The organism is Nocardia pseudobrasiliensis NBRC 108224 (assembly GCF_001613105.1).
In the GTDB taxonomy this organism is placed as follows: Bacteria; Actinomycetota; Actinomycetes; order Mycobacteriales; family Mycobacteriaceae; genus Nocardia; species Nocardia pseudobrasiliensis.
The window spans coordinates 346,920-363,189 of record NZ_BDBS01000004.1 but is presented as its reverse complement, the minus strand read 5'-3'; the positions used below and the strand labels follow the sequence as shown (position 1 = coordinate 363,189).

General features: G+C 66.9%; 10 protein-coding genes. 1 reads left to right on the top strand and 9 read right to left on the bottom strand.

Annotation, left to right across the window (positions count from 1 at the left end):
• Positions 1-6 precede the first annotated feature (6 nt).
• The 7 genes from NP4_RS41530 to NP4_RS06525 all read right to left on the bottom strand — a co-directional run bounded on the left by NP4_RS41530 (position 7) and on the right by NP4_RS06525 (position 6,188).
• The gene (locus NP4_RS41530) at positions 7-1,008 is read right to left on the bottom strand and encodes an MlaD family protein (RefSeq protein ID WP_067993377.1); all 1,002 of its coding nucleotides are present in this window, start codon (positions 1,006-1,008) and stop codon (positions 7-9) included.
• On the bottom strand, positions 1,005-2,042 hold the full coding sequence (locus NP4_RS06550; RefSeq protein WP_067993375.1) for an MlaD family protein: 1,038 nt from the start codon (positions 2,040-2,042) through the stop codon (positions 1,005-1,007). The genes NP4_RS41530 and NP4_RS06550 overlap by 4 nt, the downstream gene beginning before the upstream one ends.
• Positions 2,039-2,911, bottom strand: coding sequence for an ABC transporter permease (locus NP4_RS06545; RefSeq protein WP_067993366.1), 873 nt, complete (start codon positions 2,909-2,911; stop codon positions 2,039-2,041). The genes NP4_RS06550 and NP4_RS06545 overlap by 4 nt, the downstream gene beginning before the upstream one ends.
• Positions 2,908-3,780: an ABC transporter permease gene (locus NP4_RS06540; protein ID WP_082875601.1), complete on the bottom strand. Its 873-nt coding sequence runs from the start codon at positions 3,778-3,780 to the stop codon at positions 2,908-2,910. Before NP4_RS06540 ends, NP4_RS06545 begins: the two co-directional genes overlap by 4 nt.
• A 29-nt stretch (positions 3,781-3,809) precedes the next feature.
• The gene (locus tag NP4_RS41970; RefSeq protein WP_067993357.1) at positions 3,810-4,418 is read right to left on the bottom strand and encodes a hypothetical protein; all 609 of its coding nucleotides are present in this window, start codon (positions 4,416-4,418) and stop codon (positions 3,810-3,812) included.
• A 172-nt stretch (positions 4,419-4,590) separates the two neighbouring features.
• Positions 4,591-5,046 (bottom strand): SRPBCC family protein, encoded by a 456-nt coding sequence (locus NP4_RS06530; protein ID WP_067993354.1) that lies wholly within the window; start codon positions 5,044-5,046, stop codon positions 4,591-4,593.
• A gap of 176 nt (positions 5,047-5,222) precedes the next feature.
• Positions 5,223-6,188 (bottom strand): enoyl-CoA hydratase/isomerase family protein, encoded by a 966-nt coding sequence (locus tag NP4_RS06525; RefSeq protein ID WP_067993353.1) that lies wholly within the window; start codon positions 6,186-6,188, stop codon positions 5,223-5,225.
• Between the two features lie 891 nt (positions 6,189-7,079).
• Here NP4_RS06525 and NP4_RS06520 point away from each other — a divergent pair.
• Positions 7,080-11,108 (top strand): hypothetical protein, encoded by a 4,029-nt coding sequence (locus NP4_RS06520; RefSeq protein ID WP_067993352.1) that lies wholly within the window; start codon positions 7,080-7,082, stop codon positions 11,106-11,108.
• A 299-nt stretch (positions 11,109-11,407) separates the two neighbouring features.
• On the opposite strand, the gene NP4_RS06515 is transcribed toward NP4_RS06520, so the two are convergent.
• Complete coding sequence (locus NP4_RS06515; RefSeq protein ID WP_082875632.1) at positions 11,408-12,151, bottom strand: type 1 glutamine amidotransferase domain-containing protein; 744 nt, start codon at positions 12,149-12,151, stop codon at positions 11,408-11,410.
• 68 nt (positions 12,152-12,219) lie between these two features.
• Positions 12,220-16,017, bottom strand: a complete 3,798-nt coding sequence (locus NP4_RS06510; RefSeq protein WP_169813670.1) for an nSTAND1 domain-containing NTPase — start codon at positions 16,015-16,017, stop codon at positions 12,220-12,222.
• Positions 16,018-16,270: the final 253 nt, after the last annotated feature.

Genomic DNA, 16,270 nt, shown 5'->3' with positions numbered 1-16,270 from the left:
ACCCGATCAACGACGACACAGCACCACCCGCTGTCCGGCCAGTAGCACCTGCACGGTCGAGGGCAGCGGTGCGATCCCGTTGCCGCAGTGGGTGTCCACGTTCGGTGCGGCGGTGAGCTGTTGCAGTCCGGCGAGCATCGGTGGGAGCAACCGCAGCACCTCCGGTGCGTTGGTCATCGTCGACAACGCCGCGCGCAGTAGGGCGTCGAGGTCGGTGTTTTCGTGCAGGCCGACTGCGGTGAGCAGGCGGTTGACCGCTGCGACGAACGAGGGCCCGTACTGGGCGGTGGCATAGAACTGGTCGAGCACGGTCATGGTGCGGTCGATGACGGGATCGAAGTTGGTGATGAATTCCAGGACGCGCGCGGACTTTCCGTTCATGGTGCGGGCCAGGGTGGCGAGGTTGCCGACCAGGGTGGCGATCGTGTGCTGGCGGTCGGCGGTGTAGTCGGCGATGGCGCGGATGTTCGCGGCCAGATCCGCCGGGCCAGTGCCGTCGTCGTCGAGGAAGGCGGCGAGGTTGGCGGCCAGCGTGTTCACCTGGGCCGGATCCAGCGCCCGCAGTACCGGCTCGAGCCCGTTGAACAACGCGGTGATGTCGAACGAGCCGGTGGTCTGGGTGAGCGGCACGTGTCGCAGCGGTCTCGTGTCGGCCGAGGCCTGATCGGTGATGTCGATGTAGCGCAGACCGCTGAGGTTCTGATACTTCACCGCCAGCCGGGTGTCCGTGGTGACCTGCTGGGCGCGGTCGAGGGTGAATCCGATCTCGGCGATGTTGCGACCGCCCTGGTGGCGGATATCGATCGTGGTGACCTTACCGGCCTGGACGCCGTGGCGGCGCACATCGGCGCCCACCTTCAGTCCCGAGACATCGGTGAAATCGGCTGTGTAGGAGGCGGTTTGCGACTGCACCGGGTTGCGTAGCGCATTGACGACCCCGACGAACAGCACGACCGTGACGGCTGCGGCGACGGCCAATCGCCACAGCGCCTGACGAGTGGTTGTCATCGCGGCCCCCCGGGCGGTAATGGCAGAGCCGACGCGAGCGCGGGCAGCGAGTCCAGCACGACCCGCACCCGCAGCGCTTTGTCACCGTCCGGACCGGAGTAAGCGGAGTCCAGGCCCGCCAGCAGGGCCTGGAGACGGTCGCCGCCCCGGGCTTTCGCCATCGACTGGCCCATGGCGTCGGACAGGGCGCGCACCATCTCGGTCGACGGGGTGAAGTCCCCGGCATGGGAGCCCAGTAGCGCGCCGAGGGGGCCGAAGAAGCCGGTGGCGATCAGCTGCATCGTCTCGTTCATCGGACCGAAGTTGTCCACCACCTCATGGCCGGATGGCATGGCCCGGATGGCCGTCGTCCCCGTGATTGCGGCGTCGGCGAATCCAGGCAGCGGATCGAGAACCGCGTCGAGCGAGCGCAATTGGTCGCTCGGCAGTCGTCGTTGCGTCTCGGCGATCGCATTGGTGGCGATGAATCCGGTCTCGATCAGCGGCGCCAGCCCGGTGGCGTAATCGGCGGTCCGGCGCAACACGTCCATCATCCGGTCGGTCACCACTCCGTTGACGATGACCGAGGAGCGGTCGAGCATCGCGGCCATCGTGTAATCGCCTTCGGCGGCGCGCGTGATCCGCTGCCCGTCCGCGAGCGGTCGCCCACCGCCGTGTGGGCGTAGGTTCACCACGGTGACGCCGAAATAGTTCACCGGCCGGTAGTCGAAATCGAACGCATCGGTCACGCCGTCGACGGCGTTGCGCTGCAACCGGATTGCCAACTCGACACCGTGGTCTTCGGTTGTCACCGCGTCGACTTCGCCGACGGGTACTCCGTGTAAGATCACCTTCGATCCAATCCGTACGCCTTGTCCGACATCCGGAGTGGCGAGTGTGAGATGGATGGTCTCCGGTGTGGATCGGTCGGGTAAGCGCAGAGCGATCGCGGCGGCGAGGAGCATCGCGGCGATCGTCGCGGCGCCGACGGTGATCAGGATACGGCGCTGTCGCTGCTGCGACCCGACCAACAGATACGACATCGCGGTGCTCACCCCACGAACACGAATTCCGGTGTGACGCCCCACAGCAGGACCGTCAGAATCAGATCGAGCAGGATGATCGCGACCAGGCTGGCGCGGATCGCGCGCCCGCTGGCAATGCCCACCCCGGCCGGGCCGCCGGCGGCGAAGAATCCGAAATAGCAGTGGATCAAGGTCGCCACCGCGCAGAACAGCAGCGCCTTCACCAGCGAGAAGCCGACATCGACCGGGTCGAGAAACTGCTCGAAGTAATGGTTGTAGGTACCGGCAGCCTGTGCGTGCAGCACCGTCACGATAGTGCGGCAGGTGAGGAAACTCAGCAGCAGCGTCGCCAGATACGCGGGCGCCACACACAGCAGGCCACCGAGGAGCCGGGTGCCGACAACGAACGGAATCGACCGCACCCCAAGGGATTCGATCGCGTCGATCTCCTCCGAGATCCGCATCGCGCCGATCTCGGCGGTCATCCGGCACCCGGCCTGAGCCGCGAAACCCACCCCGGCGACGATCGGCGCCATCTCTCGGATATTGGCCATCCCGCCGACCACCCCCGACAGCGCGCCGAAGCCGATCAGGTTCAGTCCGGCGAAGGCTTCGATCGACACGATCGCCCCGACCGCCAACCCCATGATCAGCATCGTCGACACCACGCCGCCGTCGACGATCAGCGAACCCCGGCCCCAGGCCAGATTATTGAGCATCCGCATGGTCTGAGATCGGTAGTGGCGCACCGTGACCGGCAGCAGCCACACCGTGTGGGCGATGAATACGACCACCTGCCCGACCTCGGCCAGCCCAGCGCTCATCGGCCGCAGTGCCCGGTCGACCGTGCGACTCACCCTCGGGAACGGGCGGTAGCGGGAGGGAGCCGAGGTGCTCATGCGAGCTGCCCGGGAAAGAACATGGTCTGCAACTGGGTGATCAGCAGAGCCGCGAAAATGATCATGGTCACCGACAGCACCACCGACGAATTCACCGCATCCGCGACCCCGCGGGGCCCGCCGTGGGCTTCCAGTCCGCGCAATCCGGCAATGATCGCCACCAGCGCCGCGGCCACCACCGTTTTGATCACCGCGAACACGAGATCGGTTGTGGTAGCGAAGGATCCGAACGACGCCCAGAAGCTGCCGCGGCTGACGTCGCTCACCCGCACGGCCACGATATAGGCCGATCCGACTGCCACCATCACGATGAAGATCAGCAACGCGGGGGCGATCGCCAGTAGTGCCAGACATCGCGGGACCACCAGCCGCTGCACCGGATCGACCCCCATCACCCGCATCGCGTCGAGCTCCTCGCGAATCGCCCGCGCGCCCAGATCGGCGGCGACCGCCGATGCGGCCGCGCCGCCCAACAGCAGTCCGGCGGCCAGCGGAGCGCCTTCCCGGATGATGCCCAGCCCGCTGGCGGCACCGGTGAGCGAACTCGCGCCCACCTGCTGAACGAGGCCACCGACCTGCACCGATACCACCGCGCCGAATGGGATCGCCATCAGCACCGCCGGTACCGCGGTAACCTTCAGCAGATGCCATGCCTGCTGGGCGAATTCGCCGGCCGGTACCCGCCCGCGTATCAGGTCGCGGCCGAGAAAGCCGATGATGGCGCCGGTCAACAGAATCGAGCGGCCGACCGTTGCCGCGCTCATCCGTAGCAGTGTGCCGAGGTGGTCGACCACGCGAGCGGTCGTGGCCGTGAGGGGGTGCACCGCTCGGCGGATGCCGGGCGGGACTGCGATATCGGGGCCGCTCATCGTCGAATCAGCTCGTCTCGATCACGAAGTCACTTGCCGCCCAACGCGGAATCGATCCCGCCGACGTCGGTGATCTTCCAGTCCGCGTTCTTGTCGACGGTCACGGTGTAGGTGGCGGTGGACTGGATTCCGTCCGGCGCCTGGGTGTTCTTGGTCATGACGCTGACGAAGCAGTTCACGACATACACACCATCGTGCTCGGAACGTACGATCGCGGCGATCGGCGTCGGCGTCGAAACCCATTGCAGGGGAACGATGATCTGCTCCATCGATGTCGCGGCCTGGGTCAGCTTGTGGGCCAGCTCGGGGGAGGTGTTGGCGGTCAACCGCTTGGACCAGTCCGGCAGGTTTTTGAAGTCCATGTTCGCCGCGCCGAGCGCGTAATCACCGGCGACCTGTTCGGCATGATGACGGTTGTCGGAGGCCGTGCGCAGCGCCGCGACGTCGGTGCGGGCGGCCTCGCGCGCGCCGGCCGCGGCGTACCAGCCCCACCCGGAGGCCAGGACGCCGATGGCCAGCAGCACCACCGCGCCCAGCAGGATCAGCGTGCTCAGCCGCATCGAGACCGTCGTCTCGCCACGGGACTCGGTGCCCTCGTCGGCGGCCCGAGCCTCGATCACAGCGGGCTGTTTCGCCATATCCGTCTCCCGAATGTCTGTGCCGAACGGTCCGGTAAGGGGCGGACTCCCGCCACCGAACTGACAACAATCAATGTCAATTGGTGAAGATACCAGTCGTAGGTGAACGCCGCCACACCCGATTGGGGGCTCGGTGACGGGCGAACTGGGCGATTGCCGGTGAACATGGCGGTCAGGCCGCGTCGGCGTAGCGACGCTCCAGTACCGCCCGCAGGGCTGCTTCCGAGCGTTGCGCCGCGATCTGGACGAACGGCTCGAGGGCATGGCCGAGAGCCTTACCGGCGAAGCCTCCCGGTAACTCGTAGTCGATATCCACCACGACCTCGGTCGTGCCGTCCTCCACAGCGCGAAGCCGCCAGGTCGAGCGGGTTTCGAAGCCTGCGATGGATTCGGCGCACGCGTAGGAGTTCTGTTCCCATTCGACGATGCGGACCGTCGAATGCAGCGTGATCGGCCCCAGCTTCATGGTGCCGTCGTAGACGGCTCCGACTCCGACCGGGATGTCTCCCAGGACGTCGATCCGGGTGATGCCGAACAGCCATTCGGGGGCGTTGCGCAGATCGGAGGCGTAGGCGAAGGCGAATCCGAGCGGCACGTCCGCGGCTCCGCGGTGATGTATGTGGACCATGTCGATTTCCTGGTGAAGATTGAGGGGACGGCTCGGTTCACTCGCTCCAAACGAGTTTGCGCAGCTGTGCGGGATCGGTGACCTCGACCCGCGGGCGGCGGTTTCAGAATGGTTTAGACAACAATCATTGTCAATAGCTGTGCTGGATTGCGACCCGTCGTGCGCCCCAGTGGGGTCTACCGCGATTCGGGAAGGAGCGTGCTCGCCGGAGCTCCGGCGATCAGGGCGGCCAGATACTTGTCGGCGAAGTCGGCGACCCCGCCGCTGTGGCTGATGTGTTGGCGGACCAGGTCCAGGTAAGCGGTGATCGAGTTCTGGGTGTCGGTACGGCTGGCGAGGGACAGTAGGTGTGCGCGTTCGTATTTCAGGCCGCGTGTGATCGGCAGGGTGCCGTAGCGGTATGCCGCGTGCTTGATCGCTTTGACAGCGGCCGGTGGGCGGCTTGCCAGGCGTGCGGCGACCTGCTGCGCCTCGGCGAGCAGAGTGTCGGGGGCCACGACGTGGTGCACGAGGCCGCAGGCGGCGGCCTGGGCCGGGGTCAGCGGGCGGCCCTCCAGCGCGAGCTCGATCGTGCGTCCGGCGCCGATCGCGCGAGTCAGCAACTGTGTGCCGCCCCCGCCCGGGACGAGTCCGAGCAGTATTTCGGGCTGACCGATCCCGTGTGGGCCCTCGGCCATCAGGCGGATGTCGCAGGCCAGTGCGAGTTCGCAGCCGCCGCCCAGCGCCATGCCGCCGATCGCGGCCACGAACACCAGGTCGGAATCGCGCATCCGCGCTGTCAATTCGTGGAAGCGCAACAGCGCGACTATGCCCGCGCCCGGGGTCCGCGCGAGCAGCCGTCGTATCACCCGGCCCCGGTTCACCGCACGCATCAAACCCAATCCGCACCGGGTGAGCATCGGGCCGACGGCGATGCCGACTCGCTGGGCGCCCTCGAGGATCTCGGCGACGTCGTAATGGCTGACGAAAGCCTCGGGTACCAAGCTGGTCAGCACGATCACCCGAATCGTGGGGTCGGCCTCGGCTTCATCGAGTAGGGCATGGAGTTGGTCGACCAGCGTGCTGGTCAGAAAATTGAACGGCGGATTGTTCAGCGCGGCGGTCACGACCGCGCCGTCACGGTGGACGTCCAGCAGTGCCATCGGGATCCTTCCTCGGGCCGGCCGACTGTGGGCCGGTTGTGCGACGGGGAGGGCAGGATCGCGAGCCTGACGACCAGCTCTGGTTCCAGCACCGCTCCGCGCTGTGATACAGGCGAGACAAATTTAGTATACATGTCTCGAACGGTTGGTGTCGCCGCTGATGCGCACACCGATTGGCCCCCTGGCCACTGATTGTGCAGAACATTCATTTCCCGTGGTCCCGGCCGCGCATTGCCGATCGACGATGGCGGTGACGCTTTTCGCCCACGTTTTTCACGGCCTGAGGCTAGGTACGTCCCGCCGGGTGAATTGTTGCGGTATCGGCCGCTATATACAGTCGATAGCGCCTCGCCTGTATGTGGCGTTGCGCTGATCGACTTCACGGTGGTCCCGTCGAGAATTGGATCGCCAATAGTTGAATTATTGTTGCCGTCGATCGGCCGGCCGGGCAACGACCAGCGACGCATTCGATCCGACGGAATGGGTGTGGCCGGGGAGGGATGATTCTCCCGTGCGGATCCGCTGCGGATCGGTGAGTCTGAATGTCTCCGAATTTTCGGGTGTTCGATAGTCGTGCTCTGTCGCCGGTTCATCATTATTCGTTGTAGGGAAATATTGCTCACAAGAATATTTGTTGCTCTTTCGGAAATCTGGAATCAATATATTTTCGAGAGTTCGCAAAATCGTTATCGAGAACTCTTGATCGCTGCATCCGATGGACGGGAGTTTTCGGTGAGGTCATAACGGAACATCGTTTGGCTCGGCAATACCCCGACGGGCGCGCATGCCCGTCGATTCCGCGGGCTGCCAGTTCACGCTCGCGGTCTGCATCGCACGTTGCAACAGATTGTGTCCGCAGTTGGTTCATTCGATCGAAAGGCTAGGCGAGACATGAAGCTGCACAACGACTACGAACCCGGTCGTACGACACCGATCACCAAGCCTTCGGGCCGGCACAGACGAAAGACCGACAGGAATCGGCGGGGGCTGTATGCGGCTGCCGCGTTCGCCTCGATCGCGGCAGCGTCGCTCGGCACCGAAAGTGTCGCACAGGCCGAGAGTGTCTCGGCGACGGCCGCCGCGACCGATGGTGACGGCCCGCTCGGCCCGCTCGGCCGGATCGGCGCTGTCGTCGGGTCCTACCTCGACCCGGGCGCCCGTGCCCAGCTCGACTCGGCGCTGACCGGAGCCGAGTCGATGGCCGACGGTAGCCCGCTGGCTACACCGCTCGGCGCATTCGCTGATGCCGTGCGCGATCCGGCGACCCAGCGACCGGACGATCCGGCCCCGCCGGTCTTCGAGACGACCTCCAACCCGATGTCGGTCGCGCCGGCGATCCATCGGGCGGTGTCGGCCGTGGAGCCCGCGGCCGAGTCTGCCGCTGCCAACGGTGGCATCGGTCGCGTTCCCTCGGAGATCGAGGAGATCGCTGGTGCGGTCAGCCAAATTCAGCGCTCGGGCCTGAATTTGACGCAGATCGGCGCGTGGGCCGAACAGGTTCCGGCCGGTCCGTTGCGGCAGCCGGTGCAGGATGTGCTCGCCTTCGTCCGCGATGCCACCGAAATGGCCGGGGCCCGACGCGATTCCGGCGACACCGTGATCGATACGCTGATCGCCCAGGCGCGCGAGGTCTTCGGCGCGCCGCGCGAGGGCGGACAGGATCCGACCCAGGCGCTGCGTGAACTGGTCGAGCCCGTCCTGGCCAGCGCCACGAGCAGTGACTGGTCCCCGGTGCTCGCGCAGATCGCTCCGGCCTTGCGCGACATCGCATCCGGCGCGGATATCAAGACGGTCGTCACCGATCGTCTGACGCTGCTGCTGCAGTCCGGGCCGCTGGCCGAGGTGGTGCGGCCGGTGCTCATGCACTTCGCGCCGGTGCTGCGGGAGGCGGCTCCGACCTTGGCGGCCGTCGCCGCGGGGTCTCTGCCGATGACCGCGCTGTTCGGCGCGCTCGTTCAGGTGGTCCGGTCCGGAACGCTGATGGCCTCGCTCGCGCCGCTGGCCGGTTTCCTGAGCCCGGTGCTCAATGCTGTCGCCAACCCCGGCGCGATGTTGGCGTCGCTGCTCGAGGTCCTGTCGGACCAGATGCACCACACCGCAATAGTTTTCGGCGGATACGTCGTCGTGGAGACGGAGTTGCTGGACGTAGTCGCGGTCGTGGCCGGTGCACTGGCCGCTGGTGCGATCGTCGTGCTGCCGCTGTTTTCGGTGCTGGCTGTGACGGCGGTGTTGGGTCTGGGTGCGCTGGTCCTGGGCGTGCTGGCAGGCGGCGGGCTCGTGTTCGTCGGCGTAGCCGCCGCGGTCGTGGTCGGCGCGCTGATTCTGGGCATGATCGTTGCCGCGCCTTTGCTGCTGGGCCTGGGCGCGCTGGTCCTGGGTGCGATCGCGGTGGGCGGATCGGTTTCGGTCGGTATTTCTGTCACGGTCGCCGTCAGTGCGCTGGTCGTGGTGGGTGGGTCGATTCTGGCCGCTGTGGCCACAGCTTTGCTCAGCCTCGGTGCGTCGTTGGTGGGCGGGTTCGTTCTCGCTGGGATTGCCGCCTCGGTTGCGGTGAGTGTGCTGGTTGTGGGTGCGATCGTTACCGCTGCTGTGGTGGGTCTGGGTGGGCAGATCCTGTCTGCGGTCGTGATAGGTGGGTCGATCATCGGCGGGTTGGGTCTCGGTGAGCTGTTGGTGATCGCCGGTATTGTCGCCGTGGCCCTGGTGCTGAGTTCGGGTGCGTTGGGCCTCGGAGCGGTGCTGGTGAGTGGGCTCGCTGTCGCCGGTATTGCTGTGGCGGTCGTGGTCGGTGGGCTGATTGTGGGCGGGGTGGTTTCGGCGGGTATCGCTGCGGCGGTGCTGATTTCGGGAGCGTTGGCTCCGGGTACGGTTGCCGTGGTTCTGGGGCTGGGTGCGCTGCCTTTGGCCGCGCTGGTCGTCGGCGGGGCGGTCCTGGCCGGGATCGCAGCCGCGCTGCTGGCGCCGGGTGTGGGAACGTTGGTCGGGGGTGCGATGAGTGCCGCTGCGCTGGTGTTGGTTTCGGGTGCGGTGGCGCTGTGGGCGCTCGTGGCGGGCGGCTCGGTTTCGGTCGGAATCGCTATCACGGCCGCTATTGGTGCGCTGTTGGTGGGTGGGCCTGTTCTGGCCGCTATCGCCGCGCCGGTGCTGACTCTCGGCGGGTTGGGTCTCGGTGCGCTGTTGGTGGGCGGGCTTGTTCCTACCGGAGTAGTGGCCGCGTCCCCGTCGTTGGGTGTGCTTGCCCTGGGCGTTGCCGCGGCGGGCGGTCCGATTCTGGCCGGCAGTGCTGCCGTGGTCCTGGGTTTGGGCGCATTGGCCTTGGGAGCGTTGGTGATTGGCGGGTCGGCGCTGGCCGGTGTGGTCGTCACGGGCTTCGGTCTGGGAGCGGTCGTGCTGGGTGCACTCGTTCTCGGTGCGCTCGCTCTGGGCGGTATCGCTGCCGCGGTGGTGATCGCGGCGCTCGGGGTAGCTGCGATCTGGTTGTCTCCGGTTTCGATCGTCGGTTCGATAGTCGCCGTATTCGTGCACTTGGCGTTCACGATCGTCGGGTTGGCGATCCTGATGGTTGTCGGTGTCCTGATGGCTTATCTCGTGGCCGGTGTGGGGAAGATGCTCGCCATCGGCACGTTGGTAGCCATCGTTTCGGCGTGGGGATTCGGCACGATCGCCTCAGCGCTGCTGATCCTCGGTCTGCCGGTCATCGGGTCTTTCCTCGCGCCGCTGATCTATCTGGTGCTGATCGCGTTGCCGGTTGTCAGTGGGATGCTGCTGCTGTTGGGCGAACTCGCGGTGAGCATGGTGGCCACGGTGCTGACCGTGGGAATCGGGCTGTTGCTGATCGCCGGTCTGACGGGCCTGATTTTGGTCGGCTCGCTGGTGCCCATGGTGCTCATGCCGTGGACGATTCCGTTCGTCCTGATCGCGGACTTCGTCTTGGCCGCGGTCGTGGCGGTCGCGTTGTCCGCGCTGTGCATCGGTGCGGCCGCGCAGACGCTGATCGAAGGCGGCGCCTTCCTGCTGGCGGCGCTCTGCGCGGCCATCGTCATCCTCGCGGCGTCGTTCGTCAGCGGATACGCGCTGGCGGTGGTCGAGGTCGCCGCGGACGCCATCGCGGCGGTGGTGCTGGCCATCGTCTGCCCACCACTGACACTGGCGGGCGCACCGCTGATCTTCGGCGCGATGTTGGCGGGCGTGCTTGCCATGGTCGCGACCACGATGGTGGTCGGTAATGTGGCGGCCGTCCAGCTGGCGGTCGGTGCCCTCGGGCTCGGAATCGTTTGGGGCGTATCAGTTCTCGCGTTCGCGGCTTTCCTGCTCGTCGTCAGCGCGCTGTTCCCTCCGCTGTGGCTGGTCACGGTGCCGGTCGCGGTCGTGTTCGTCGCCGCGATCTGGCTCGTCGACGCCGTGGGTGTGGGTGCGGTCCTGATCGCACTGGCCGCGGTAACCCTGGTCTGCGATGTCCTCGGCGTCGCCGTCGGGATTGTGGTGGCTGCGGCTGTTGCGGTGATCGCGTTGGCTGCCACCGTGATCGCCGCGGTGCTGACGATTCCGTTCCTGCCGTTCGCGATCCTCGCGGTCGGTCCGGCGGTGCCGGTTTCGACGGTGATTCTCGCCTTGCTCGCGGTCGTGGTGGGCTGCCTCCTGTGCCTGGCGTCGATTACCGGTCCGCTACCGGTGTTGTTGGTTTCGAAATCGACCGGAGTGCCGAACACTCGAAGCCTGCGCAAGCGTGTCAGCGGAAAGCCGGTGGCGGTCGATGTCGACACCGCGCGGGTTGTGGCTGGGCTGCAGAATCTGCTGGCTCCGAAAGCGGCTGCGACCAAGGCTGTTTCGTCGGAACCGAGCCTCCCGACCGTCGGCGTGGGTGTGGCCGATGGCCCGGTGCGCGAATCAGCCAATCGGTTCGTGTCGGTAACGCTGTGATCCGTTGACCGCGGTGCCGGGGTCGGCCCTCCGGGGTCGGCCCCGGCCCATCTCCCGGCTACTGTGCCTGCGGTAACCCGACGCGCGCGTATATCGGGTCATGCCGCGAAACAGTGAGGCCGTCGCGCCATCCCCAGCTCGTCGGACTCGTAGCAGGACAGGCACTCCAGAGCCGTTCGATTCGACCGGCGGAACGACCCTGGACAGCAGTGCATCGGATTGATCGGGAATCGAACGGCGAAGTACTCACGACCGTTCCGCCCCCGCTACGCCCACGATCGTGCTGGTGAGGGCGAGGTTCAGCTGGAGAGCATGTCCCGGAACTGTTCCGCGAAAAGGTATGCGTCGCCGGGCCATCGGGCGGACAGGTAGTTGCGGTCGCGGACGGTGAAGGCGCCGGTGTGATCGGTGGCGGTGCCGTGCCGGGTGAGGACCGGGTTGCCGCGGACGTATTGGTCGTTATGGGCGAGGGCGGCGCGGACTTCGTCCTCGACGTATTCGGGGTAGGTGCGGTAATAGCGGCCGCGGCGCCAGGCGGTGAGGTAATAGGCGGTGCGTTCGAGGTATTTCGGGAGTGTTGTTGTGTTGCGGTCGTATAGGACGCTGTGGCCGGTGCCGGGGTCGATCGTGCGGGCGAGCAGGACGACGCCGTGGCAGATCGCGCCGACGGGGCGGTTCAGCTGCCAGAACTGGGCGACTTTGGCCCGCAGCACAGTCGATTCCAGGAATTGGCGGACCCCGGACGCGTGGCCGCCGGGTAGGAGGAGTCCGTCGTAGTCGGTCGGGTCGAGATCCTGCCAGGCGAGGGGATCGGCGAATTCGGGGCTGCGCTGCAGGCGGCGGTAGAGGTTCTTCGCTTCGGGTTTGGCGCCGAGTTGCCCGAACAGCACACCGGTCAGCAGTAGCGGATCCGCGGCGAGTGGGGTTCCCCGGTATTCGGCGGCGAAGACGACCCGGTGTCCGGCGGCGGTGAGGACGTGCCAGGGGACCGCGACCTCGGTGACGTCGAAATCTGTATCGGGCACGGGGAGTAGGACTTTCACGATCATCCTTACTGATGGCGATGAATATGTTTGCGGTCCTGCGGATTGCGATGCCGGTGAGAGTGTTCTCATGGACAGGGGGCGGTGTAGGGCACCGAGGGGAGCAGCTCGTGCCAGGTGTGGGTATCGATGCCTGCGTCGTGGGTGGTGCACAGGCTTGTCGCGACGGCGTCGGGATCGAGGTAGCCGCGGACCGCGCCCTGGTCGCCGACGGCGAGTGCGATCGTCTCCTCGCGCGGGTCGAAGCGCAGGTACCAGGATGTTCCGATCGGGAGGGTGAGCGGCACATCGGCTTGCCGGATGTGCCCGGGATCGGAGATGTCCCACAGGTTGGCGGTTCGGTCGTCTCCGGCCGAGCCCAGACGACGACCGGAGTGGTCGATGACCAGGGTCGTGATCCGCGCGGTGTGACCACGCACGGTGTCGAGCGGGCGAATGTGACTGGGGTCGGTGATATCCCAGGAGCTGATGGTTCCGCTGGCCCCGCCGCTGACCAGTGTCCGGCCGTCGGGTGTGAACGCGAGGGCGTGCAAAGAGTGCTCCGCCGTGTCCACCGACGCGGTGGGAGCCGTCGCGTTGCGATCATCGGTGTTCCACAACAGAATTCGGTTGCCGTCGTCTGCTGCCGCGATGCGCGAGCCGTCGGGGGAGAACATCGCTACGGAGACGTCTCGGTCGCTTCCGGGGCGTAATGCCTGGATCGGGCGGGGGTGCTGTGGCGAGGATATGTCCCAGACCTGCAGCGCGTGATCCGGTGCGCTGGTGAGTAGGCGGTTGCCGTCGGGGGAGAAGGCGAAGGGAGCATCGCCGGGCAGCGTGCCCAGATCGACGGGCCGATCGACGACGGTCAGGTCCCACAGCCGCACCTGGGCTCCGGTCGTGGCGGCGAGTAGTCGGCCGTCCGGGCGCAGCGCGACCCGCGCTCCGAGCCGATCCGGCGCTCCGGCGACGACCGTGTTCGCCAAGTGGCTCAGTCGGGGGGTGGTGACGTCCCAGGTCTCGACCCGGCCGTCGCTCAGGCCTATCGCGAGATCGTGCCCGTCGCGGTCGAACCCGACGTCGGCGGGCGTGCCATCCACCAGGATCGGGAGGAATCCCGGTGGCGGAGTCCAGGCGCGGACCCGGCCATCGGATCCGGTGGTGATCATGCGATCGGGCGGGAGCATACGCACCGCCCGGATAGAGCCGCTGTTGCCGTGGATTTCCCAGCCCAGTGGGTTGACACGGTCGACGTCACGGGTGATCCACAGCTGCATGGTGCCGTCGGTGCGGGTGACGCCCAGCAGTTGCCCGCCGAAACCGAAGGTGAGGCCGGAGATCGCCGCCCGCCGCGCGTGCTGCTCACTGGTGAGGCGTGGGCGGGCGGGGTCGCGCACGTCCCAGATCCGCAGTGATCCGTCCGCCGTTCCGGCCGCGAGCACGCCGTCGGCGCCGAATTCGATCGCGCCCACCGCGGCTCGGCCGTCCAGCGGAGCCCCGAGCGGTGCCGGGTGGTCAGCGTCCGCGAATGACCACAGCCGGATCGTGCCATCCTCGCCGGCGCTGGCGAGAACGGGAGTGTCGGGGGCGACCGCGAGGGCTCGGACAGCCGCCGCGTGTGCGGTGATCGGCGAAGTGATCCGGGTAATCGCCTGTCGCCCCGTGATATCGAGGAAGGTCAGGGTGCCGTCGGCGCTGGATACGGCCGCGCGGCCACCGGGCAGCATCGCGAGAGCGGTTGCGGCGGAGCCGTTGTCGTAGGAAGCGAGTTGGCGGGCGGCGCGCGGATCGTGCACGTCCCAGAGCCGAATCGTCCCGTCCTGGCCCGCACTGAGCACCTGGGCGCCGTCCGGGGTGAAGGCGACCGCCGTGGCCGGGCCGCGATGCCCGTCGGCTCCCGGCCCGTAGGAGGTGATCGCACCCCGATCGTTGATGTTCCACAAGCGAATTCGGCCGTCCTCGCCCGCGGTGGCGGCCAGTCCACGGGCCGGGCCGGTTGCCAAATCCTCGATGGGAGCGCCCTGGTCCGCGGGAGAGACGATCTCGGTCGGCAGTGTCTGGGTAGCCATCAAGCGGGCGCGAGCGCTGGGGTGGCGAGGATTCATCCGGTAGGCCGACAGCGCGAGCGCGGTGGACGTCGCGGGGTCGCTGTCCTCGAGCCGCTGGGACGTCGCGACCACCTGGCCGAGCCAGGCGTCCTTGCGCTGCTGGCCCGCTGCGGTCCGCTGCGCGATCGTCAAGACCGACAGCACCAGTGCGAGCACGGTCAGCAGTGCGACCGTCGCCCAGAGCGCTCTGCGCCGACGAGTACGGATCGTCGCCTGGGTCAGCGACTCGGTGACGAACTCGTGGGCGAGCCGGTTCGGGGAATCGGTGCGCCGCATCAGTTCCGCGGCGTCTTCGAGGCGGGTTCGGGTGTACAGCAGGGCCGCGGGACGGTTTTGGCGGGCCCATTCGCGGGCGTCGGTTTCGATACGCTGACGGGCGGGTGCGAATTCGCGTTCCTCGGTGATCCATTCGGCCATCCGGGGCCACACGGTCAATGCGAGATCGTGCGCCAATTCGAGTTCGTTGTTGTGCCGCACCAGGATTCGGACGTCGAGAAGGCGGTCGATCACCGTGCTCGTCGTCTGGGGATCGTCGGCCTCCTCGATCAGGGTCTCGCGGGGCATTCGGTTGCGGTGCGCGGCGGTCGGTCCGATGGTCGTCAATGCCAGCAGTACGGTGCGTGCCGCGTGTTTCTCCTGGTCGCTCAGTTGTGACCACCAGCGCTCGGCGCGGTGGGTCATAATGCCTGGGAGACTTCCGATTTCGCGGTAGGAGGCCAGTGTCAGCGTGCGGCCGCGGCGGCGTTCCCACACGATCGACAGTACGGACGACAACAGTGACAGCCGGGACGGATGGTGTGGGTCGAGCGAGGCCACATCCTGCAGGAGCACCTCGGCCAGGGTGTCCTCGACGCGTAGGCCGACGGCGGCTGCGGGGCGGATGATCGCCTCTCGTAATTGCTGCTCCGACATCGGATTCAGGGTCATCGCGCGGTGCTGCAGCGCGGTCGCCAAGGGCGGGTAGTGGGGCAGTTCGGGAAGGTAGGCGATGTCCAGGGTGACGATCACCGTGGTCGGTGGGTCGGCGTCCGGTGTGGCGAGCGTTTCCAGTTCGGACAGGAATCGTTGCCGCAGTTGTTCATTCGAGCATACGGTGAACAGTTCCTCGCCTTGGTCGACGATCAGCAGCCGGGGCCCGCGCCGTACCGCGGCCAATGTCGTGGTCAACGCAGCCACCGGATCGGCCCCCGGCGTCAGGGTAAGAACTCTCCCCGATTCCACTGCGGGGCGCAAACCAGCTGCCACCAGCGAGGTCTTGCCGATGCCCTGTGAGCCGAGGAGCAACAGTAGTTTCGGTGAGCCGCTCGCCTCGACGTCGGAAAGCAGTTGCAACAGTTGCGCTTCGGCGTCTCGGCGGCCGAAGAACAGCTCCGCGTCCTCGAATCGATAGGGCGCCGGACCGCGATAGGGCTCGCGGTTGGTGTCGAAGATGAGCGGTTCGGTGCGTGCGGCACGCCAATCGGCTTGCCAGCGTTTCGGGTCGAACAGCGAGGTGTCGGTGCTGGAATCGTGTGCCGCTCGGCGGCGGGCCTCGGGGATGAGGACCTCCAGTAGCGGCAGCACCGATTCGAAGGTCGCCGGCGTGCGGTGGCCGCGTCGCCAATCACTCACGCGCTGTGCAGTGATGGGCCGTGCTCCCTCGCGCAGGCGGGTATTGGCGATGCGTAGCACCGACTTCGCGGGTGGATTTCCTGCGGCCGTGAACAGCGCGTCGAGACGGACCGCGAATGCGCTGCGCTGGTCGTCTCCGCCGCTACGGTCGAGGGGCTGGGGCGTCACGCGGGTATCCATCGTCGATACCGCTCAATTCCGCGGCGACATCAGCGAAGACTCCGCACCACTGTCGAGCAGCACAATCGCATGATTTCCACCCTGGTGTCGAGCGCGTTCAGCGAATTGTTGTATCGAGCAGACGACCCACTGCCGAGGTACGAGCGCTCCGGTACGAGACGTGTGCCGGAAGTTAGCCGATCGTAGCAGTCGCTCTCGCCTGATCGGCCCCATCGTGCATGGTGCGGCCGTGTCGGGCGTC

Bases quoted from the DNA above. Each gene is read 5' to 3' on its own strand.
- NP4_RS41530 (WP_067993377.1), bottom strand. From the start codon at position 1,008: ATGACAACCACTCGTCAGGCGCTGTGGCGATTGGCCGTCGCCGCAGCC.
- NP4_RS06545 (WP_067993366.1), bottom strand. From the start codon at position 2,911: ATGAGCACCTCGGCTCCCTCCCGCTACCGCCCGTTCCCGAGGGTGAGT.
- NP4_RS06540 (WP_082875601.1), bottom strand. From the start codon at position 3,780: ATGAGCGGCCCCGATATCGCAGTCCCGCCCGGCATCCGCCGAGCGGTG.
- NP4_RS41970 (WP_067993357.1), bottom strand. From the start codon at position 4,418: ATGGCGAAACAGCCCGCTGTGATCGAGGCTCGGGCCGCCGACGAGGGC.
- NP4_RS06530 (WP_067993354.1), bottom strand. From the start codon at position 5,046: ATGGTCCACATACATCACCGCGGAGCCGCGGACGTGCCGCTCGGATTC.
- NP4_RS06525 (WP_067993353.1), bottom strand. From the start codon at position 6,188: ATGGCACTGCTGGACGTCCACCGTGACGGCGCGGTCGTGACCGCCGCG.
- NP4_RS06520 (WP_067993352.1), top strand. From the start codon at position 7,080: ATGAAGCTGCACAACGACTACGAACCCGGTCGTACGACACCGATCACC.